This window comes from Variovorax sp. Soil_C_12, from assembly GCF_057657375.1.
The window spans coordinates 526042-546804 of record NZ_JBDGIO010000003.1; the positions used below are offsets into that span (position 1 = coordinate 526042).

Consider the following 20763-nt stretch of genomic DNA (forward strand, 5'->3'; position numbering starts at 1 on the left):
AAGAGCGCGACTATATCGCCGGGTCGCTGGGCGTCAGCCGGGCTTCTGCGCCTTCTCGTACGCCCGCGGCTGCGTCAGCACCTCGTGGCGCAACGCGTCGTCCAGCTCGGCCTCGGTCATCAGCTTGCGCCTGAGCACCACCTCGCGCACGTTGGTGCCGTTGGCATAGGCCTCGGTCGCGACCTCGGTGGCCTGCTTGTAGCCGATGATCGGATTGAGCGCGGTGACCAGCGCGATCGAGCGCTCGATGCTCTCGCGCAGCCGGTCGGGATTGGCGGTGATGCCCTTGACGCACAGGTCGGCCAGCGTCCTGGAGCCGTTGGTCAGGTGCTTGAAGCTGCGGAACAGGGCGCTCGCGATGATCGGCTCGAAGGCGTTGAGCTGCAGTTGCCCGGCCTCGGCCGCGAAGGTCACGGTCAGGTCGTTGCCGAAGACCTCGAAGCAGACCTGGTTCATCACTTCCGGGATCACCGGGTTGACCTTGCCCGGCATGATGGACGAGCCGGCCTGCATCGGCGGCAGGTTGATCTCGCCGAAGCCCGAGCGCGGGCCGCTGGAGAGCAGCCGCAGGTCGTTGCAGGTCTTCGACAGCTTGACCGAGATGCGCTTCAACACGCCCGACAGCTGCACGAAGGCGCCGCAGTCCTGCGTGGCCTCGATCAGGTTGGGCGCGGTGGAAAGATCCAGCCCGGTGATCTTGCGCAGCGCCGCCAGCGCCTTGCCCGCGTACTCGGGGTGCGCGGTGATGCCGGTGCCGATGGCGGTCGCGCCGAGGTTGATCTCGCGGATCAAGGCCGAGGCCTCGGTCAGGCGCGCGATGTCTTCTTCGATCATCACCGCGTAGGTCGAGAACTCCTGCCCCAGCGTCATGGGCACCGCATCCTGCAGCTGGGTGCGGCCGATCTTGAGCAGGTGGGCGAACTCGGTCGCTTTCTCCGCAAAGGCCGAGCGCAGGTGCTCCATGGATGCGAGCAGCCGCTCGATCGCAAAGCAGGTGGCGATGCGGATCGCCGTCGGGTAGACGTCGTTGGTGCTCTGCGCCATGTTGACGTGCTCGTTGGGGTGCAGGTGCTGGTACTCGCCGCGCTTGTGGCCGAGGATCTCCAGCGCGCGGTTGCACACCACCTCGTTGGCGTTCATGTTGGTGGAGGTGCCGGCGCCGCCCTGGATCACGTCGACCACGAACTGCTCGTGCAGCGCGCCGTGGCGGATCTCCTCGCAGGCGGCCACGATGGCGTCGCGCAGCTCGGGCGGCAGCAGGCCCAGCTCGGCATTGGCCTGCGCCGCCGCTTCCTTGACGGAGGCCAGCGCGATCACCAGCTCGGGGAAGGCCGAGATGGTGGTGCCCGAGATCTGGAAGTTCTCCTTGGCCCGCAGGGTGTGGACGCCGTAATAGGCTTCGTCCGGCACTTCGCGATCACCCAGCAGGTCGTGTTCGATTCGCATCTTGCTCATGGTTGCTCTCCTCGGTGTTGTTTCGGACTCAGTCCTCCAGCACCCAGGGCAGCGTGCTGCCGCCCAGGAAGGGATGAAGGCTGCCACCGCCGGGCAGTGCGATGTCCTGCGGCACATCGCACCGCGCCCTGCGCAGCGTGAGTGTGCTCCCATTCAGGGGCAGTCCATAGAAGCGCGCGCCGTGGACGCTGGCGAAGGCCTCGAAGCGCTCCAGCGCGCTCTCCTCGTCGAACACCGTGAGATAGCTCTGCACGGCCGCCGGCGCATTGAAGATCCCGGCGCAGCCGCAGCTCGCCTCCTTCAGCGTGCGCAGGTGCGGCGCGGAGTCGGTGCCCAGGAAGATCTTCGGCGAGCCCGAGGTCGCGAAGCGGCGCAGCGCCAGCCGGTGCCGCTCGCGCTTCAGCACCGGCAGGCAGTAATGGTGCGGGCGGATGCCGCCGGTGAAGATCGCGTTGCGGTTGAACATCAGGTGCTGCGGCGTCACGGTGGCGGCGAGCCGGCCGCTGCCGTCGGCCGAGAGAAAGTCCACCGCTTCCTCGGTGGTGATGTGCTCCATCACCACCTTGAGCGCGGGGAAGTCCTGCAGCAGGGGCCGCAGCGTGGTGTCGATGAACATCGCCTCGCGGTCGAACACGTCGACCGCCGGGTCGGTGCTCTCGCCGTGCAGCAGCAGCGGCATGCCCAGCGCCTGCATCGCCTCGAGCACACGGCCCACACGGACGATCGAGGTCACGCCGAATTCGGAATGGGTGGTGGCCCCGGCCGGATAGAGCTTGGCCGCGGCGAACACGCCCTCCTCGAAGCCGCGGCGCAGTTCATCGGGCGGCGTGTCGTCGCAAAGGTAGGCGGTCATCAACGGCTCGAAGCGCTGGCCCGGTGCCAGTGCGGCCAGGATGCGCTCGCGGTAGGCCCTGGCCTCGGCCACGCGCGTGACAGGCGGCCTGAGGTTGGGCATGACGATGGCGCGCGCGAACTGGCGTGCGCTGTGGCCCAGCACCGCTTTCAGCATCTCGCCGTCGCGCAGGTGCAGGTGGAAGTCGTCGGGGCGGCGCAGGGTGACGTGGTCAGTCATGGGGTCTGGTTGCACAGGCGGTCGAAGACATGGCCCATGGCCTGCACGCCGCGCATGAAGTCGTCGATCTCCATCGCCTCGTGCGGGTTGTGCGAGCCGTTCTGGTTGCGCACGAACAGCATGCCACTCGGGATGCCGGCATTGGCGAAGAGCGCGGCATCGTGGCCCGCGCCGCTGGGGATCAGGTCGAAGGGCGTGCCCTGAGCGGCACAGGCGTCGCGCAGCAGGCCGCACAGGCCCGCGTCCATCAGCGCCGGGGGGCTGTCGAGCCGGCGGTCGAATTCGAAGCGCACGCCGCGCTCGCGCTCGACGGCCGCGCATTCGGCGCGCATCAGGTCGTAGAAGCGCTCCAGCGTGTCGCGGCTCTGGCTGCGCGCCTCGAAGCTGAACAGCACCTGGCCCGGCACGCGCGAGATCGAATGCTCGGCCGGGTCGGTGCCCACCACGCCGGTGGTCACGACCAGGTCGCTGCCCTGCTCCAGCAACAGGCGCCAGTGGCCGTCGAGCCGCATGATCAGGTCGGCCACCGAGAACATCGCATCGTGGCGCAACCAGCGCGGCACCACGCCGGAGTGCTGGGCATCGCCGATGCAGCGGATGCGGTTGTGCCGCACGTTGCCGCGGATGCCCGAGACCACCGCCAGCGGCAGCTCGCGCGCCACCATCACCGGGCCCTGCTCGATGTGCAGCTCCAGGTAGGCCCGCACGCGCGCGGGATCGACGAGCGGCTGCCCGGCGCGGATGGCCTGGACGTCGGCGCCCGCCCGGCGCATGCAGGCGCCCAGCGTCTCGCCGCTGCAGCGCTGCAGCAGTTCGAGCTCCTGCGGGCCGAGCTTGCCGAACAGCGCGCCCGAGCCCATGTAGGCCTTGCCGAACCACGCGCTCTCCTCGCCGCGGAAGGCCAGCACCTGCAGCGGCAGCCCGCCCGTGCGGCCGGCGCGCCGGCGCTCGACCAGGCACAGCAGCCCGGCGACGATGCCCGCGAGGCCGTCGAAGTTGCCGCCCTGTGGCACCGAGTCGATGTGCGAGCCGGCCCAGACCGCGGGCGCATCGGGCGCCGTGTCGGGCAGGCGGAAGACGAGGTTGGCGGCGCGATCGGCTTCCACCGCGAGGCCCTCGCCCTCGGCGAAGGCACGCAGGCGATCGAGCGCGGCCGATTCGCCCGCGCCATAACTGTCGCGCGTGACGCCGATGCCGTCGAAGCCGAGCGTGCGCAGCTCGGCGAAGAGCCGCTCGGCCAGCGGGCGCAGTGAAGATGCCTGCATCGCGCCCTCCTCAACCCGACTGCTGTGCGAAGCGCAGCCAGCGGTCGGACAGATGGCGGTCCAGTTCCACCGCGCCGGTGAGCTCGCGCAGCCGCTCGACGCCCGTGTCCTCGCAATAGGCCGCCAGCCCATCGATGATCTTCTGCATCGCGCCCGGGTCGAGGAAAGAGGCGGTGCCCACCTGCACCGCGCTCGCGCCGGCCAGCATGAACTCGACGGCGTCCTCGGCGCTCGCGATGCCGCCGCAGCCGACGATCGGGATGCGAACGGCGCGATGGCACTGGTGCACCATGCGCAGCGCGATCGGCTTGATCGCCGGGCCCGAGAGCCCGCCCATCACGTTGCCCAGCCGGGGCTTGCGCGTGCGCACGTCGATGGCCATTCCGAGCACCGTGTTGCCCATCACCAGCGCGTCGGCGCCGGCCTCCTCGGCCGCCTTGGCCACCGCCGCGATCTGCGAGGCATTGGGCGTGAGCTTGGCCCAGAAGGGGTGGCGGGTGCGGCGGCGGATGGCGCTCACCACCTGGTAGGTGGTCTCGGGCGTCATCGCGAAGGCCATGCCGTCGGCCTCCAGGTTGGGGCAGGAGATGTTGGCCTCGATGACCGCGACCTCGGGCAGCGACATCTCCGCGACGGCCTGCGCGAACTCGTCCACCGTGTCGGCGGAGATGGAGACCACCACCGGCGTGCCGTGGCCCGTGTAGGCCGGCAGCACGTCGCGGCGGAAGTGCGCGAGCCCCTTGCTGGGGATGCCGATGGAATTGAGCATGCCTCCCCGTGTCTCGGCCACGCGCGGGGTGGGATTGCCGGCACGGCAGGCCGGCGAGACGCTCTTGATCACCAGCGCGCCGAGGCGGCCGAAGTCCAGCGCCTCGCGGTACTCGATGGCGAAGCAGCCGGAGGCCGGCATCACCGGATTGCGCAGCGCGAGCGCGCCGACATGGACGGACAGATCAGCCAAACTCCACCTCCCCCACGACCTCGCGGATCGGGAACACCGGGCCCTCGCGGCACACGCGCAGGAATTGCTTGTCGCCTTCGCGGTCGAACATCCGCACGCAGGACAGGCACACGCCCATGCCGCAGGCCATGCGCTGCTCCATCGCGACCTCGCCGCGCACCTGCGGGTAGTCCGCGAGCAGGCGCTGCAGCAGCATCAGCAAACGGTGCGAGCCGCAGGTGTAGAGCGCGTCGGGCGCATCGGCATCGAGCAGGCGGCGCAGCAGCGCCTCGACCGATTCGACCGAGGCGCTGCCGTCGCTGTCGTACACGCAGTGCAGCCGGGCCTCGGCACCGCGCAGGAACTGCTCGCTCATCAGGTCCTCGGGGCGGCGCGCCGACAGGATCGCCGTGATCCGCACGCCGGCCGCCGCGGCCTGGCGCACCAGAGGCGCCATGGTCGCCAGGCCGACGCCGCGCGCCACCACCATCACGTGACGGAAGCCGGGCTCGAAGCCGAAGGTGTTGCCCAGCGGGCCCACGATCTCCATGTGCCCGCCCTGCTCCAAGGCCGCCAGTGCGCGCGTGCCGACGCCGGTCACGTTGTAGAGGAACTCGATGCTGCCGGTCTCGGGGCCGGTGCCGTAGACGCTCATCGGCCGCAGCAGGAAGGGCTGCAGCGCATCGGTGCCTGGGCACCGCAACTGATAGAACTGGCCGGGGCGGGTCATGCCCGCCAGGTCGGCTTCGGCGGCGAGGCGCAGGTACTTGTAGCGCGCGTTGACCCAGCGGTGCTCGGCGACTTCGCAGCGGTGCGAGGCCACGCTCTGCGCGTTGCGCTGGAAGCAGTCGTTGTTGCTCATGACATCACTCCAGCTCGACGCCCTTGAGCTCCGGAATCAGGAACAGCGTGGCCACCATGTCCAGCACATAGATCGCCGCCAGCAGCGCGATCGCAACCTGGAAGGAGTACTGCGTGGCGAGCGCCCCCACCACCACCGGCCCGAAGCCACCCACCGCGCGCCCGATGTTGAAGAGCACGTTCTGCGCAGTGGCGCGCGCCTCGGTCGGATAGGCCTCGGACATGAGCGCGCCGTAGCCGCCCAGCATGCCGTTGACGAACAGGCCCATCAGCGCGCCGGCCCACAGCATCGCGATCGGATCGTCGAGCTGGGCGTAGGCCAGCACCATCGCCACCGCGCCGGCCTGGAACAGCAGGAAGCTGGGCTTGCGGCCGATGCGATCGGCCAGCTGGCCGAAGACGAAGATGCCGGCCATCATCCCGAGGATGGTGACCGAGGTCCACAGCGCCGACTTGGTGAGGTTGAAGCCCAGCTTGTTGGCGAGGAAGCTGGGCATCCAGATCATGATCCCGTAGTAGCCGAAGTTCTGGACCGCGCACAGCACCACGATGCCCAGGCTGGTGCGCGTGGTGCGCGCGTCTTTCACCAGCAGCCTGAAGGAGCGGCCCTTCGGCGCCTTCTTTCGCGCGGCGCTGCGCACGAAGACCTCGGGCTCGTGCAGCCTGTTGCGGATCACCCAGGCGACCACGGCGGGAATCACGCCGACCAGGAACATGCCGCGCCAGCCGATCGAAGGCAGCAGCAGCGGCGTCAGCAGTGCCGCCCCCAGCACCCCGGCCTGCCAGCCCAGCGCCACATAGGACGAGACGCGTGCGCGGTGCTTCGCCGGCCAGGCCTCGGCCGCCAGCGCCATGCCGATGCCGAACTCGCCGCCCAGCCCGATGCCGGCGATGGTGCGGTAGACCAGCAGGTCCCAGTAGCCCTGTGCAAACGCGCAAAGGCCGGTGAAGACCGCGAACAGCACGATGGTCCAGGTCAGCACGCGGATGCGGCCGTAGTGGTCGCTCAACGACCCGAAGAGGATGCCGCCGGCGACCGCGCCCACCAGCGTCCAGGTGACCAGCGAGCCGGCCTGTCCCGGCGTGAGATGCAGGTCGGCCGAGATGGCCGACAGCATGAAGCCGAGGATCAGCAGGTCGAAGCCGTCCATGGCATAGCCGATGGCCGAGCCGGCCAGGGCCTTCCAGCCGTAGCCCGTGATCTTCTGCTCGTCGGCCGACGCGGATGCGGCGCTTGCCGGTGGCGATATCAATCCTGTTTCCACGCTGATGTCTCCTTGGGATCGGCGCCGTGCGCGCCGGGATGGGCTTTCCGAACGCGTTCGCGTTGGTACGTGTTTTTGATATTAGTATCTTTTTTGAGATTTTCCAAGTCCATGAATGACCGGGACAAACCCTGAGCCCGGCGTCGGCATGCGCGCGGATTCCAGGGTCTGTCACAAACGCGCACCGCGGTGCGTCTTAGGTGCATGGAGGGCCGCATGGGGCGGCTCTCCGCGGCAACCTTCCAAGGACATTCAGCTCATGACGCACACCGCACGCATTCCCTTCCATCAGCTCGCGCCCAAGGCCTTCCACTCCCTGATCACCCTCTCCGGCGCCGTCCGCAAGGACCTGCTGGGCCATCGCCTGTACGACCTCGTGCTGCTGCGCGTGTCGCAGATCAACGGCTGCGCCTTCTGCATGGACATGCACTGGCAAGACCTGATCAAGCAGGACATCGACGCGCGCCACCTCAACGCGGTGGCCGGCTGGCGCGAGGCGCCCTTCTTCACCGAGCGCGAGCGCGCCGCGCTGGCCTGGGCCGAGATCGTCACGGCCATCCCGAACCGGGACCCGAGCGACGAGGAGTTCGCCAAGCTCAAGGCGCAGTTCTCCGACGAGGAGATCGCCGAGCTCGGCTTCACCATCGCGGTGATCAATGCGTGGAACCTGCTCAATGTGAGCTTCCGCAATCCGGTGCCGGAAAAGGCCTGACGGCCTGAGCGCGCCCGCGCCTGCGCGCGCGGCCCAGTGGCCATGGGCTCTACGATCCGCCCATGGCCACCCTCTCTCCCGATGCCCACCCGCCGGCACGGCTGCTCCAGCTCGACGCGCTGCGTGGCTTCGCGCTGGCGGGCATCCTGGTCGTCAACATCGCCTCCTTCTCCTCCGCCTACTACGTCGCAGGCGCACCCGATCCGCTCTTCGACAGGCCCGTGGACCACGCCGTGCGCTGGTTGGCGGCCTTCCTGTTCGAGACCAAGTTCTACCTGCTCTTCTCCTTCCTCTTCGGCTACAGCTTCACCCTGCAGATGAGCGCGGCCCGGCACAGCGGCGCGGCCTTCGTGCCGCGCATGCTGCGCCGGCTGTTCGGGCTCGGACTCCTCGGCGCGGCGCATGCGATCTGGCTCTATCACGGCGACATCCTCTGCGTCTATGCGGTGCTGGGCCTCGTGCTCCTCGCGGCACGGCGCCAGCACGAGCGCCAGGCGCTGCGGCGCGCCTTTGTCCTCACGCTGCTGCCGGCCGTGGTCCTGATCGTCATGGGCTCACCGCAGATGCGCCCGGGCGAGATGACGGACTTCGCCGGCGCCCTGGCGCGCGCGCAAGCCGCTCAGCAGGCCTGGCTGGGCCCGCCCGCCAGCGTCATCGCGCAGCGCCTGCGCGAGCTGGTCAACAGCTGGTGGGTCGTGGTGCTGATCCAGGGCCCGTGCGCGCTGGCGATGTTCATGGTCGGCTTCGCGGCGGGCCAGCGCCGCGTCTTCGCGCACCTCGACGCCTGGCGCGGCCTCCGGCGCCGCTTCGTCACATGGGGCCTGGCCGTGGGCCTGCCCGGTGCCGTGTTCTACGCGAACGCGACGGCAGGGGGCCTGGGTTCGGGCCGGGAGATCCTGGGCCTGGGCGTGAGCCTGCTGACCGCACCCTTTCTCAGTGCCGCCTACATGGGCCTCGCGCTGATGCTGTTCCAGCGCGATGCCGGTGCGCGCATCGCCCGCGCGCTGGCGCCCGCGGGGCGCATGGCGCTGTCCAACTACCTGCTGCAGTCGCTGGTCTGCGCGCTGGTCTTCACCGGCTACGGGTTCGGCCTCATGGGCCGGGTCTCGCCGGGGCTCGGCGTGCTGATCGCACTGGCCCTCTTCGCCGGGCAGATGGCGGCCAGCGCGTGGTGGCTGCGGCGCTTCAGCTATGGCCCGGTGGAATGGGTACTGCGCGCGTTGACCGTTGGCCGCTGGCCGGCGATGCGCAGGGCGGGGCAGTGGCCGATGCGCTGAGGTTCAAGCCTCGCCGCGCACGGGCTTTGACCGGATGCTCCAGGGTCTTGAGCGCTGTCTCCCTGTCTACCGATGCTGCAGGCCTTCGCCGGCGCCTGCATCGCGGTGCGCTTCGCCTACGAATGGCACGACGAGGCCAGCAACTGGTTTCCGAAGCGACTGCACAGCTCGCTTGCGCTGGCACGCGCGTATGTCACGTGGCGAGACTCGAGATTCTTGTCCACGCCGCCTCACCAATTTCACTCTTCACCTTCTCGCCTGCGCCGTTTTGAGAGATGAGGAACTGTGCCACGCTCTTCGCGACATGAGTGGCAGGAAGTTCTGGATTGAACCTGCACCGGGAGCCATCATCCAGAAGGCTGATGAGCGCGCGTGCCATTGCTGTGCACAGCGCCTCCTTGACGGACTGCTCCGGATGAGTCGCGAGGTCGTTGCATAGGTCCGACACGAGAGCTTCGTCACTCACAACCGCGCGCATGACGTTGCGCAAGGCACCAGCGGACAACAAGGGTTCGTCGGTTTTGGGCACGCAGATTGCCTGCATGGAGAGCAGGGCCTTGATGACGGCCCGGCTACTCAAGAGATCGAGCTTCTCCTCCGCCCCGCCGAGCAGGGGGTCTGCAGCGGCAGCATCGATCGCTTGGCTTGCTCTCCACAGAAATGGATCTCCGGCAATCTCGGCATCCAGGTTCATGAGCAACAGGTACCTCCAGCCAGGAGCCCACTGACGCAAGCGTCGGGCGCAGTTGCCGAGGAAGGGGTCAAGATCGAGTGTCGCCATGTGCCTTGACAGGTCCATCATCGCCGGCTCTGAGAGCGGCCTCGGCACGGCACGAAGATCCACGCGATGCGCAAGCGCCTCGAACAGCAAAGCGACTGTCGCATCGCTGACCCCATGCAAGAGGAGGCCCTGCACGGCTTGCGCGACCAACTTTCGCCCTTGGCCCATCCTCAAAATGACCTCGAGTTCGAAGGAATGGGTACTGCAGAGCGTCGGCAGCGCGCCAGCCATCAGGCTTAGCATGTTGAAATCGCTTTGAATTCCGAGCCCGTCGAGCATTGCCAGAATGATCGCCTGTTCGTGTTGCGGTGCCCCACCCACGTGCGAAGAAAAAACCGTTGCGACGAGGTCGAAGTAGTGCGGCTCGCCAGCCATGAAGAACACCCTGGCCATTTCGTTCGCCAATGGAGGAAGCTGCGCCATGGTTTGCAGCTCGTCAAGCTTGCACTTGAATTTCAGTGGCTCATCCTCGCTGGCCGCCTGATCGTGAACCTGCTGCAGCGCGGGCTGGATGATGCACTTCATCCACACCGCCCATGTGCGATTGTGACCCTCGAGGTGGCCAGCGATCGACAGGAGCGAGTGCAGTTCGGCCAGGCATGCGTGCGTATTCAGCTCTGGAATCCATGCCAGCGTGATACGCACCGCCTCGATGAACGCGTGCTCGTTCAAGTCTTCGGCCATGTCCTTGGTAAGCGACGGAAAGCACTCATACAAGTGCGCCCTTGCCTGGGGCGAGCAGAGCGGCAGCAGCTTGAAGAACTGTGGAAGGTCATGGCGCAACGCATAGCGGGCCGCCAGGATCAGCGCCCTGTCCACGGCTTTGCTGACTTCCGGATTCTTGCTGCTCGTCAACTTGTCGACGCAATCTGGCGAGCACGTTTCCATCAGGGCGAGCCGTATCGACGGCTTGCACATGCGCATCAGCGTGCATGCCTCCATGAGGTGATCCGCGTCCACCAGGATTCCGATGACCTTGGCGATGGGGGCGACTGCTTCTTTGCCCAGTCTTGTGTCCGCGACGACGCTGTCGTCGGACACTTTCAGACTCTCGATGCCTGCTTTTGCCAGGCACTCCCGCACCACTTTCCATTGATCGCCGCACGCTTGAGCTGTCAGAGGCTGGAGTAGCTTGGGCTGCCTTGTCAGTCCATCAGTGTTGCTTCGATCGGACCTTGGCACCGAGTCAGAGGGTCTTGGCAGCTCGCTCCTTGGCGGTTGGGGCAACTCGGGCGCTCGCCCCGGGGCACTGCTTGATCTTGTGCGGTTCATGGCGCTGAAAGTAGTCATGGGGCTTTTCGTCTGAAGTGAGTTGAAAATCTGCAGGCCAGAGGGCTTCTGCCGCGCTAGACAGCGCAGAGGCCAAGGCATGCACCGATGGACATGAATAGCGCACTGCGCGCCTGCAATGAGTGGCAGCTCTTTCGCCTTGGTTCCATGGCGATGGCTTGGACAACCGCAGCGTTGTCTGAACGGACGGCATCGCGAGGACTTGCAACGCGGCCGGGCTGCGCCCTGAGCGAGCTGGAGCTTCGACTCAGCCTGGGAGCGCCACCACGACCGCCGCCTCGTCGACAGTGGCCAGCACACGCTGCCGCGCACGCAGCCCCGACCCTCCGGGCGCAAAGCCGACGAGCTGCAGGCCCCCTTCCAGCGCCATCGCGATCTCGTCGCCGTCCGCTCCGCGCGCCACGCCCTGCACCACGCCGGCCAGTTGGTTGCCCCGGCTGCGGCGCGGCGCGGAGGCACGCTCGATGCGCACCGCGGTCGCCTTGCACAGCGCGATCGCCGCCATGCCCTCGGCCAGCCCGAGCAGCTCGGCGCTCTCCTGCGTGATCCGCGCGGCGATGGGCTGCGCATCGCCCAGCGACAGCTGCACGCGGACGATGCGCCCGGTGGATTCGATCGCCTGCACCGTCGCCGGCAGCTGGTTGCGCATGCTGGTGCGGATGGCGAGCCGCGCGACCGCCGTCCCCGCACCGGCCGCGCCAGCCGCGCCGCCACGCGACTGCACGTCGCGACGCGCCCGCGAGAGCGCGTCCGCGAGCTCGAGCAGTTGCGTGCCATGCGCCGTGAGCGAGGCTCCCCCGCCGCCCGCGCCACCGACCGCCCGCTCCACCAGCGGCACGCCGGCCAGGTTGGTGAGCGTGGCCACCGCCTGCCAGGCAGCCTTGTAGCTCACCGCCGCCTCGCGTGCAGCTTGCGAGATGCTGCCCGTGCGGCCGATGCCGCGCAGGATGTCGATGCGCTTGTCGCTCATGCCGTGGCCGAGCGCGTCGCCGAATCGGGGAGATGCCATGCGCCGCATTGTGCCGTCGGGCCTTACACTCGCGCTATTCCGTCGATGAATAGCGCAATGAAGTCCAGCCTCTTGCTCTCCCGTTCGCTCGCCGCCCTCCTCGTGCTCGGCGCGACGCTCGCCGTCCATGCGGCCGAGGTCCAGGTCGCCGTCGCGGCCAACTTCGCCGGGCCGATGAAGGCGCTGGCTGCCGACTTCGAGAAGGCGACGGGCCACAAGGCCGTGCTGGCCTCCGGCGCGACGGGCAAGTTCTACGCGCAGATCCAGAGCGGCGCCCCCTTCGACGTCTTCCTCGCGGCCGACGACGAAACGCCGGCCAGGCTCGACAAGGAAGGCGCGACCGTGCCGGGCAACCGCTTCACCTATGCGACCGGCAAGCTGGTCTTGTGGTCGGCAAAGCCCGACCTGGTGGACGCCAAGGGCGAAGTGCTCAAGAGCGGGCAGTTCGCGCACATCGCGCTGGCCGCGCCCAAGCTCGCCCCTTACGGCGCGGCCGCGGTCGAGGCGATGACGCGCCTGGGCGTGTTCGCCCGGCTGGAGCCGAAGTTCGTGCAGGGCGAGAGCATCGGCCAGACCTTCGGCTTCGTTTCCAGCGGCAACGCGGAGCTCGGCTTCGTCGCGCTGTCGCAGGTGTGGGAGAACGGCAAGCTCAAGAGCGGCTCGGCCTGGATCGTGCCGGCCGAGCTGCACAGCCCGATCCGCCAGGACGCGGTGCTGCTGAACCGCGGCAAGGACAATGCGGCCGCCGTGGCGCTCATGGCCTTTCTCAAGTCCGACGCTGCCAAGGCGGTGATCCGTTCCTTCGGCTACGAGATCTAGCAGCGCCCTTCGCACATGCCCACCGCGGCCGACCTTGGCGCCATCGTCCTCACGCTCAAGCTGGCGGGGCTCACCACGCTGATCCTGCTGCTGCTGGGCACGCCTTTGGCCTGGTGGCTGGCACGCACGCGCTCGGCGTGGAAGGGGCCGGTCGGCGCGCTGGTGGCCCTGCCGCTGGTGCTGCCGCCCACGGTGCTGGGCTTCTATTTCCTGGTGACGATGGGGCCGAACGGGCCGATCGGCGCATTCACCCAATGGCTGGGCGTCGGGCTGCTGCCCTTCAGCTTCGCGGGCCTGGTGATCGGCTCGGTGGTGTATTCGATGCCCTTCGTGGTGCAGCCGATCCAGAACGCCTTCGAGGCCATCGGCAGCGAGCCGCTCGAGGCGGCGGCGACGCTGCGGGCCTCGCCGCTCGACCGCTTCTTCAGCGTGGCCCTGCCGCTGGCGCGGCCCGGCTACCTCACGGCGGTGGTGATGGGCTTCGCTCACACGGTGGGCGAGTTCGGCGTGGTGTTGATGATCGGCGGCAACATTCCCGAGAAGACGCGCGTGGTGTCGGTGCAGATCTACGACCACGTGGAGGCGCTGGAGTACACGCAGGCGCACTGGCTGGCCGGCGGCATGGTGGTCTTCTCCTTCCTGGTGCTGCTGGCGCTCTACGCGCTCAATCCCACGGGGCGGCGGCGATGAGGGGCGATGCGGCGGCAGACACGGGCGTGCAGGCACGCCTGAAGGTCGAGCACCCCGGCTTCTCGCTGGAGGTCGCGCTGGACCTGCCGGGCCGCGGCGTGAGTGCGCTCTTCGGCCCCTCGGGCTGCGGCAAGACCACCTGCCTGCGCGCCATCGCAGGGCTGCAGCACGCGCCGGGCGCCTTCGTGGCCGTGAACGGCGAGCGCTGGCAGGACGACGCGACCTTCGTGCCGACGCACCGGCGCGCGCTGGGCTACGTGTTCCAGGAGACGCGCCTCTTCGCGCACCTCGACGTGCGCCGCAATCTCGAATACGGCATGAAGCGGGTCGCCGCCGCGCAGCGGCGGGTGCCGCTCGAACAGGCGGTGGAACTGCTGGGCATCGGCCATCTGCTCGCCCGCCGGCCCGACACGCTCTCGGGCGGCGAGCGCCAGCGCGTGGGCATCGCACGCGCACTGGCCACCAGCCCGCGGCTGCTGCTGATGGACGAGCCCCTGGCCTCGCTCGACCTGCAGCGCAAGCGCGAGATCCTGCCCTACCTCGAACGGCTCCACGCCGAGCTCGACATCCCCGTCATCTACGTGAGCCACGCGGCCGACGAGGTGGCGCGCCTGGCCGATCACCTGGTGCTGATGGAGGCCGGGCGCGTGCTGGCCAGCGGCCCCGCGAATGCGCTGATGACCCGGCTGGACCTGCCGCTGGCGCACGGCGATGCGGCCGGCGCCATCATCGACGCGACCGTCGCGGGCTTCGATGCGGCCTTCGGCCTGACGCAGCTCGCCTTCGCCGGCGGCACGCTGTGGCTGCCGCACGGCGGCACGCGCGTCGGCCAGGCGGTGCGGGTGCGCGTCCAGGCGCGCGACGTGAGCCTCACGCTCACGCCCCAGGCGGACACCAGCGTGCTCAACATCCTGCCGGCGACCGTGATCGATCTCGCGGAGGACGGCTCGGCGCAGGTCATGGTGGGGCTGGACGCCGGCGGCGCGCGCCTGCTGGCGCGCATCACGCGCAAGTCGGCCGCGCTGCTGTGCCTTCGCGCGGGCGCGGCCGTGCATGCGCAGGTCAAGGGCGTCGCGATCGTCGAGTGAGGATCACGCGCCGACCGGCACCTTGTCCAGGAAGCCGGTCACCGCGCGCAGCTTGCCGGATTCGAGCTGCACGAAGTCCGTGCCTTCGACCAGGTCCTCGGCCCCGCTCGGGCCCAGGGTCCACGAGAAGCGCAGGTGCTCGCCGTGCGCATCGGCCTGGCCCTTGAGCTTGAAGCGGAAGCCCGGATAGCGCTGGTGCACGCCGCCGACCAGCGCGCTGATCTGCGCGTGGCCGCTGCCTTGCATCACGGGGTCGACGTAGCGCGCGTCGGCGCTCCAGTGGGTTTCGAGCAGCTTCAGGCGGCGCTCGGCATCGGTCTCGTTCCAGACGGCGATGTACTGTTCGGCGATGCGCGCGGCATCGGGTGCGGCGGTGTTCATGGTGGCGATTCCTTTCGTCTCGAGGGCCCGCAACGGCGCGGGGTGAACGAATGGTCGCCGCGGGCGCGCCGCGGGTCGATGACGTGGGAGGTCATGGCGGGGCGCGCCGCCCTCGCCGGTCTCTATTGCGGGACCGGCGCTTTCGATCGCGGCAGGGACCAGCCGAGATTCATCCCGGCCGCGGCGACGAGGATGGCGGCCGCGCCGACGAATTGCATCGGTCGCAGCCGATGGCCGAAGATCAGGAAATCGACGCTGATCGCCACGATCGGAAAGATGAAGGACAGCGCCGCCGTCAGGTGCGTCGGCAGCTTCTGGATCGCGCCGTAGAGAAGCACGTACACCAAGCCGGTGTAGACCACGCCCATGGCAACCAAAGCGGTCCAGGCGCCCACATCGGTGGGCAACTCAGAAAGCTTGGCAAAAGGCGCGAACACCAGGATGCCGACGCACAGCTGGATCAGCGCGATCAGGTGCGGCGGCGCACCGCTGAGCTTCTTGGTGATGATCGCGGCGAGCGCATAGAGGAAGGCGGCGCCGAGCGCCATCAGCACGCCGGCCGCATAGTCCGTGCCGCCGTAGCCCGCATCGGGCCGGGCCTGTGCGATCAGCAGCACGCCGGCGAAGGCGACGCCCAGCCACACCAGCTTGGTCGCGGTCAGCCGTTCGGAGAAGAACAGTGCGCCGAGCGCCACGAGCATGAAGGGCTGCGTGTTGTAGACCGCCGTGGCGATGGAGATCGACGCGCGGGAGAAGGCGGCGAAGATCAGCACCCAATTGAGGACCAGGGCGACACCCCCCAGCGCCGCGAGGCCGATCAGGCGCAGGCTGAGCGTGCCACGCAGCATGCCCATCGCCCCGCAGACGACCAGCAGCGTGGCCGCGCCGAAGACGCAGCGCCAGAAGAGGAGATCGACGATCGGCTGGCCCGAGCGCACGACGGCCCAGCCGATCGTGCCCGAGATCACCATGGCCGCGCTCATCTCGAGCGTGCCGCGGGTATTGCTTTTCATGAACCGTCTAGCGTGCCACGGGATGGCGGCCCTGACCATGTGCCACGAAAGTTCCCATGCAAGGCCGGAGGCTCCCCTCCCCTTTCCGAGCAAGCGATCCCTCGCTCGCGCAAGGCCGCGGCGAGCGCACTACCATGCACGCAGTTCGTCGACGGAGCAGGTCATGAGGATTGCGGTGATGGGCGCGGGTGCGGTGGGTTGCTACTACGGCGGCATGCTGGCGCGCGCGGGACATTCGGTCGTGCTGATCGGGCGGCCGCAGCATGTGGAGGCGATCCGCCGCGCAGGGTTGCTGCTGGACACGCAGTCCTTCCAGGCCCGCGTGCCGATGGAAGCGAGCACAGAAGTCGATGCGGTGCGCGACGCCCGGCTGGTGCTCTTCTGCGTGAAGTCCACCGACACCGAGAGTGCCGCCGCCGCGATGCGCCCGCACCTGGCGCCCGATGCGCTGGTGCTCACGCTGCAGAACGGCGTCGACAACGCGACGCGCCTGCAGGCGGCGCTGGCGCAGGAGGTCGCGGCGACGGTGGTCTACGTGGCCACCGAGATGGCCGGGCCGGGCCACGTCAGGCACCACGGGCGCGGCGAGCTGGTCATCGCGACCTCGACGCAGAGCGCCGAGGTCGCCGAGCTGCTGATCGCCGCCGGCGTGCCCACGCAGATTTCCGACAACGTCACCGGCGCGCTGTGGGCCAAGCTGATCCTCAACTGCGCTTACAACGCCCTGTCGGCGATCACGCAGCTGCCTTATGGCCGCATCTCGCAGGGCGAAGGCGTGCAGGCCGTGATGGGCGACGTGGTGCGCGAATGCTTGGCCGTGGCCGAGGCCGGCGGCGTTTCGGTGCCCGGCGACACCTGGGCCGCCGTGCAGCGCATCGCCGAGACCATGCCCTCGCAGTTCTCCTCCACCGCGCAGGACCTCGCGCGCGGCAAGCGCAGCGAGATCGACCACCTCAACGGCTACGTGCTGCGCCAGGGCGAGGCGCTGGGTGTCGCGACGCCGGTCAACCGCGTGCTGCACACGCTGGTGAAGCTGCTCGAGGACCGCGCCGCGCAGCAGCCGGCCTGATCAGGCCGAGGCCGTGCCCGGCGCGGTGCCGACGAGGCGCCCGCGCTCCGGTGCGGCATAGCGGTCCATCGCCAGGCCATCGGTGCGGATGTCGGGCCGCCGTCCCATCACCTGGTCGGCCACCAGCTTGCCGGAGCCGCAGGCCATGGTCCAGCCCAGCGTGCCATGGCCGGTGTTGAGGTACAGGTTCGAAAAAGGCGTGGGGCCGACGATGGGCGTGCTGTCGGGCGTCATCGGGCGCAGGCCGGTCCAGAAGCTGGCGCGCGGCAGGTCGCCGCCGGGGAACAGCTCGCCGACCACGCGCTCCAGCGTTGCGCGCCGCTGCGGGTTCAGGCGCAGGTCGAAGCCGGCCAGCTCGGCCATGCCGCCCACGCGAATGCGGTCGTCGAAGCGCGTGATGGCGATCTTGAAGGTCTCGTCGAGCACGGTGGATTGCGGCGCCAGCGCGGGGTCGAGCAGCGGCACGGTCAGCGAATAGCCCTTGACCGGATAGACCGGGATGTGCAGCCCCAGCGGCGCGATCAGCGCGCGCGAATAGCTGCCGAAGGCGAGCACGTAGCGGTCGGCCTTGAGCACCTCGGCCTTCGGCCCGGCCAGCCGCACGCCGGCGATGCGCCCGCCTTCGGTCAGCAGGCTCTCGACGGACTCTTCGAAGCGGAAGCTCACGCCGAGCCCGCGCGCCACATCGGCCAGGCCGCGGGTGAACAGATGGCAGTCGCCGGTCTCGTCGTTCGGCAGGCGCAGGCCGCCGGCCAGCTGCCCTGCGCTGCGCGCCAGCGCAGGCTCGACTTCGGCGAGCCGGTGGCGGTCGAGCAGCTCGAAGGGCACGCCGCATTCCTGCAGCACCGCGACGTCGCGCTGCACCGCATCGAGCTGTGCCTGCGTGCGGAACAGCTGCAGGGTGCCTTGCGTGCGGTGCTCGTAGCGCACGCCGGTCTGGGCGCGCAGCTCACGCAGGCAGTCCCGGCTGTACTCGGCCACGCGCATCATGCGTTCCTTGTTGATCGCGTAGCGCTCGGGCGAGCAGTTCTTCAGCATCGCGGCCATCCAGCGGAGCTGGAACAGGCTGCCGTCGGGCCGGATCGCCAGCGGCGCGTGCTTCTGGAACATCCACTTGAGCGCCTTGAGCGGAATGCCTGGCGCGGCCCAGGGCGTGGAGTAGCCGGGCGAGACCTGGCCGGCATTGGCGAAGCTGGTCTCCGCCGCCGGGCCGCCCTGGCGATCGACCAACGTCACCTCGGCGCCGGCGCGCGCCAGGTAGTAAGCCGTCGTGACACCGATGACGCCGCCGCCAAGAACAATCACTTTCATTGCAATACCCCGTCGACTCCAAGAGAGAAGCCAAGGTTATTCATCTTCTTGCCATAAACTTCACTTAAATATGGCGACTTTCCAGTGCTTCTTGCTGCCGTCGCGGCCCCCAAGGCGCTTCCCGGAGTGAAATGACCGAACTCGACCGTACCGACCGCAAGATCCTCGACATCCTCCAGCGCCAGGGCCGCATCCCCATGACCGAGCTGGCGCAGCAGATCGGCCTGTCGACCTCGCCCTGCACCGAGCGCGTGCGGCGCATGGAGCGCGAGGGCGTGATTACCGGCTACCACGCCCGCATCGACCCGCAGGCCATCGGCAAGACCTTGCTGGTGTTCGTCGAGATCACGCTGTCCTCGAAGTCGGCCGATGTCTTCGACAAGGTGCGCACCGAGCTCCTGCATGTGCCCGAGGTGATGGAATGCCACCTGGTGTCGGGCGGCTTCGACTACCTGGTGAAGGCGCGGCTGCGCGCGATGAGCGACTATCGGCGCCTCCTGGGCGACTTGCTGAAGAAGCTGCCCGTCACGGCCGAGTCGAACAGCTACGTGGTGATGGAAGAAGTCAAGGAAAGCCTCTACCTGCCGCTGGACCGGTAAGCCGCCGCGCCATGGCAGATCAGGCGCTGGCGTCCTGCTGACGGCCTTCGTCCGCAGTGGATGGGCAAGCCGCAGCCTGGGCCTGTCAAGGCGCCAGAAAGCCAGCCTGCCGCAACGCACGCTGTCCCGCGCCGCCGACCAGCTCGTCCGCAAAAGCCTGCGCGGCCTGGGTGAGCGGCGCGCGCAGGCTGCCCGCCGCATGGACCGCGATGGTCTGCGCCTGTGCGCCAGCCGCGCCGGCCGCGCCAGCCGCGCCAGCCGCGCCGGCGATCAGGCCCGAGGCGACGGCCATGGCGCGCAACGCCTTACTGGCTGCTCGCATTGGGGAAGAACAGCTGCTCGCCGCCGATCTTGTAGCTCGCGATCGTCGACTGCCCCGTCGGCGAGATCACCCAGTCGACGAACTTCTGCGCGCCGACGCTATTGAGCTGCGGAAACTTCGAGGGGCTCACCACCATCACGCCGTACTGGTTGAAGAGCCGCTTGTCGCCGTCCACCAGCACCGCCAGGTCCGCGCGGTTCTTGAAGCTGAGCCAGGTGCCGCGGTCGGCCAGCACGTAGGCGCCGCTGGAGGCCGCGATGTTGAGCGCCGGCCCCATGCCGCAGCCGCACTCCTTGTAGCCCGTGCCCTTCCTGTCGTTGGGCACCGGCTGGCCTGCCTCGGCCAGGCCGGCCTGCGCCCAGAGCCGGCGCTCGGCGGCGTCGGTGCCGCTCTTGTCGCCGCGCGAGACGAAGGCGGCGTTGGCCGCAGCCACCTTCTTCAGCGCCGCCGCGATGTCCTTGCCCTTCGCCGCCGCCGGATCGTTCTTCGGCCCGACCAGCACGAAGTCGTTGTACATGACCGGGAAGCGCTTGGCGGCGAAGCCCTCGGCGACGAATTTCTCTTCCGCCGCGGTGTCGTGCACGAAGAGCACGTCGGCATCGCCGCGCTTGGCCATGTCGATGGCCTGCCCGGTGCCGACCGCCACCACCTTGACGTCGATGCTGCTGGCCTGCCTGAAGGCCGGCAGCAGGTGCGCGAACAGGCCCGACTGCTCGGTCGAGGTGGTGGACGCCATGGTGATCGTCTCGGCGTGCGCCGCGACGCTGCCCGCCGCCAGGGCGAGTGCCGCCGCAAGGAACTCGAATGCCTTCATGCCAGCTCTCCCTTGACAAATTGGCGGGCTTCCTCGGGGAGAGGTCCGTTGAAGAAATCATGCACCGGCAGATCCGCCAGCACCCGGCCGTGCTCGAGGTAGACCACGCGGCTCGCGAGCCGCTTCACCTGGCCCAGGTTGTGGCTCGCGAACACCAGCGTGCGGCCATGCGCCGCGTCGGCGATCAGGGCTTCGACCTCTCGCTTGGCCGTCGGGTCCAGGCTGGCGGTCGGCTCGTCGAGCAGCAGCACCGCCGGCTTGAGCGCCCAGGCACGCGCCAGCGCCATGCGCTGCTGCTGCCCGCCCGAGAGGGTGCGCGCATTGCGCCCGGCCACGCTGTCCAGGCCAACCCGCCCCAGCGCCACCACCGCCTCGCGCTGCGCGTCACGCCACCGCGCGCCGTGCAGCCAGAGCGCCAGCGCGACGTTGTTGCGCACGCTCATGCGCAGCATGTGCGGACGCTGGAACAGCATCGCCTGCGCCTGCGGCGGCACCGCGTTGACAAAAGCGCCGCCCGCATGCGGCACCAGTCCGTGCAGCACGCGCAGCAGCGTGCTCTTGCCGCTGCCGTTGGCGCCGATCAGGGCGACGCGTTCGCCGGCATGGATGGACAGCGTGACGCCCACGAGCGCCGGCACGCGGCCGTAGCGCACGTCGATCTCGCGCAGGGCGAAGAGCGCCGCGCCGGCCATCGCCGCTGCTTCGGGCGCGTCGCCGCTTCGTGCGGCCA

The 20763-nt window shown here is 69.0% G+C and carries 22 protein-coding genes; 8 read left to right on the forward strand and 14 right to left on the reverse strand.

Annotated features, from left to right (window positions below):
* Positions 1-33 precede the first annotated feature (33 nt).
* Genes aspA through AC3A6X_RS11275 form a run of 6 tightly spaced genes read right to left on the reverse strand, consistent with a single transcriptional unit; the run spans position 34 to position 6843 of the window.
* The gene (gene aspA, locus AC3A6X_RS11250) at positions 34-1455 is read right to left on the reverse strand and encodes an aspartate ammonia-lyase (protein ID WP_309970357.1); all 1422 of its coding nucleotides are present in this window, start codon (positions 1453-1455) and stop codon (positions 34-36) included.
* 28 nt (positions 1456-1483) lie between these two features.
* A complete protein-coding gene (gene pyrC, locus AC3A6X_RS11255) occupies positions 1484-2527 on the reverse strand; it encodes a dihydroorotase (protein WP_487842238.1) in 1044 nt (347 codons plus the stop codon).
* A complete protein-coding gene (locus tag AC3A6X_RS11260; protein ID WP_487842239.1) occupies positions 2524-3792 on the reverse strand; it encodes a hydantoinase/carbamoylase family amidase in 1269 nt (422 codons plus the stop codon). Before AC3A6X_RS11260 ends, pyrC begins: the two co-directional genes overlap by 4 nt.
* Before the next feature lie 10 nt (positions 3793-3802).
* Positions 3803-4753 carry a dihydroorotate dehydrogenase gene (locus AC3A6X_RS11265; protein WP_487842240.1) on the reverse strand — a complete coding sequence of 317 codons (951 nt, stop codon included), beginning with the start codon at positions 4751-4753 and terminating at the stop codon, positions 3803-3805.
* Positions 4746-5594 carry a dihydroorotate dehydrogenase electron transfer subunit gene (locus AC3A6X_RS11270; protein ID WP_487842241.1) on the reverse strand — a complete coding sequence of 283 codons (849 nt, stop codon included), beginning with the start codon at positions 5592-5594 and terminating at the stop codon, positions 4746-4748. Before AC3A6X_RS11270 ends, AC3A6X_RS11265 begins: the two co-directional genes overlap by 8 nt.
* A gap of 4 nt (positions 5595-5598) precedes the next feature.
* Positions 5599-6843 (reverse strand): MFS transporter, encoded by a 1245-nt coding sequence (locus AC3A6X_RS11275; protein WP_409050691.1) that lies wholly within the window; start codon positions 6841-6843, stop codon positions 5599-5601.
* A 274-nt stretch (positions 6844-7117) separates the two neighbouring features.
* On the opposite strand from AC3A6X_RS11275, the gene AC3A6X_RS11280 reads away from it, so the two are divergent.
* The 3 genes from AC3A6X_RS11280 (at position 7118) to AC3A6X_RS11290 (ending at position 9126) form a co-directional block, all read left to right on the forward strand.
* A complete protein-coding gene (locus AC3A6X_RS11280; RefSeq protein ID WP_487842242.1) occupies positions 7118-7570 on the forward strand; it encodes a carboxymuconolactone decarboxylase family protein in 453 nt (150 codons plus the stop codon).
* A 62-nt stretch (positions 7571-7632) separates the two neighbouring features.
* The gene (locus AC3A6X_RS11285) at positions 7633-8847 is read left to right on the forward strand and encodes a DUF418 domain-containing protein (RefSeq protein ID WP_487842243.1); all 1215 of its coding nucleotides are present in this window, start codon (positions 7633-7635) and stop codon (positions 8845-8847) included.
* 72 nt (positions 8848-8919) lie between these two features.
* Positions 8920-9126 carry a DUF1348 family protein gene (locus tag AC3A6X_RS11290; RefSeq protein ID WP_487842244.1) on the forward strand — a complete coding sequence of 69 codons (207 nt, stop codon included), beginning with the start codon at positions 8920-8922 and terminating at the stop codon, positions 9124-9126.
* Here AC3A6X_RS11290 and AC3A6X_RS11295 read toward each other — a convergent pair.
* Positions 9041-10669, reverse strand: a complete 1629-nt coding sequence (locus AC3A6X_RS11295; RefSeq protein ID WP_487842245.1) for a hypothetical protein — start codon at positions 10667-10669, stop codon at positions 9041-9043. The two genes, AC3A6X_RS11290 and AC3A6X_RS11295, sit on opposite strands and share 86 nt — an antisense overlap.
* A gap of 496 nt (positions 10670-11165) precedes the next feature.
* Complete coding sequence (locus AC3A6X_RS11300; protein ID WP_487842246.1) at positions 11166-11927, reverse strand: TOBE-like domain-containing protein; 762 nt, start codon at positions 11925-11927, stop codon at positions 11166-11168.
* A gap of 57 nt (positions 11928-11984) precedes the next feature.
* Between AC3A6X_RS11300 and modA the strand changes: the two genes are divergently transcribed.
* From modA to modC, 3 genes are read left to right on the forward strand one after another with little or no spacing between them, the layout of a single operon-like run.
* Positions 11985-12746, forward strand: coding sequence for a molybdate ABC transporter substrate-binding protein (gene modA / locus AC3A6X_RS11305; RefSeq protein ID WP_487842247.1), 762 nt, complete (start codon positions 11985-11987; stop codon positions 12744-12746).
* A 15-nt stretch (positions 12747-12761) separates the two neighbouring features.
* Complete coding sequence (gene modB, locus AC3A6X_RS11310) at positions 12762-13436, forward strand: molybdate ABC transporter permease subunit (protein ID WP_487842248.1); 675 nt, start codon at positions 12762-12764, stop codon at positions 13434-13436.
* Positions 13433-14524, forward strand: a complete 1092-nt coding sequence (modC, locus tag AC3A6X_RS11315) for a molybdenum ABC transporter ATP-binding protein (RefSeq protein ID WP_487842249.1) — start codon at positions 13433-13435, stop codon at positions 14522-14524. The genes modB and modC overlap by 4 nt, the downstream gene beginning before the upstream one ends.
* 3 nt (positions 14525-14527) lie before the next feature.
* Here the strand turns inward: modC and AC3A6X_RS11320 are convergent, their stop codons facing one another.
* The gene (locus AC3A6X_RS11320) at positions 14528-14905 is read right to left on the reverse strand and encodes a nuclear transport factor 2 family protein (RefSeq protein WP_106555271.1); all 378 of its coding nucleotides are present in this window, start codon (positions 14903-14905) and stop codon (positions 14528-14530) included.
* Between the two features lie 122 nt (positions 14906-15027).
* Positions 15028-15918 carry a DMT family transporter gene (locus AC3A6X_RS11325; RefSeq protein ID WP_487842250.1) on the reverse strand — a complete coding sequence of 297 codons (891 nt, stop codon included), beginning with the start codon at positions 15916-15918 and terminating at the stop codon, positions 15028-15030.
* 163 nt (positions 15919-16081) lie between these two features.
* On the opposite strand from AC3A6X_RS11325, the gene AC3A6X_RS11330 reads away from it, so the two are divergent.
* Complete coding sequence (locus AC3A6X_RS11330) at positions 16082-16987, forward strand: ketopantoate reductase family protein (RefSeq protein WP_487842251.1); 906 nt, start codon at positions 16082-16084, stop codon at positions 16985-16987.
* Here the strand turns inward: AC3A6X_RS11330 and AC3A6X_RS11335 are convergent, their stop codons facing one another.
* Complete coding sequence (locus AC3A6X_RS11335; protein WP_487842252.1) at positions 16988-18298, reverse strand: D-amino acid dehydrogenase; 1311 nt, start codon at positions 18296-18298, stop codon at positions 16988-16990.
* Positions 18299-18429: 131 nt separating this feature from the next.
* On the opposite strand from AC3A6X_RS11335, the gene AC3A6X_RS11340 reads away from it, so the two are divergent.
* Positions 18430-18897 (forward strand): Lrp/AsnC ligand binding domain-containing protein, encoded by a 468-nt coding sequence (locus AC3A6X_RS11340; protein ID WP_106555267.1) that lies wholly within the window; start codon positions 18430-18432, stop codon positions 18895-18897.
* 85 nt (positions 18898-18982) lie between these two features.
* Here AC3A6X_RS11340 and AC3A6X_RS11345 read toward each other — a convergent pair whose 3' ends face one another.
* From AC3A6X_RS11345 to AC3A6X_RS11355, 3 genes are read right to left on the reverse strand one after another with little or no spacing between them, the layout of a single operon-like run.
* Entirely contained in the window at positions 18983-19189 is a 207-nt protein-coding gene (locus tag AC3A6X_RS11345) for a hypothetical protein (protein ID WP_487842253.1), read from the reverse strand.
* 13 nt (positions 19190-19202) lie between these two features.
* Positions 19203-20033 carry an ABC transporter substrate-binding protein gene (locus tag AC3A6X_RS11350; RefSeq protein WP_487842254.1) on the reverse strand — a complete coding sequence of 277 codons (831 nt, stop codon included), beginning with the start codon at positions 20031-20033 and terminating at the stop codon, positions 19203-19205.
* Positions 20030-20725 carry an ABC transporter ATP-binding protein gene (locus AC3A6X_RS11355; RefSeq protein ID WP_487842437.1) on the reverse strand — a complete coding sequence of 232 codons (696 nt, stop codon included), beginning with the start codon at positions 20723-20725 and terminating at the stop codon, positions 20030-20032. Before AC3A6X_RS11355 ends, AC3A6X_RS11350 begins: the two co-directional genes overlap by 4 nt.
* Positions 20726-20763: the final 38 nt, after the last annotated feature.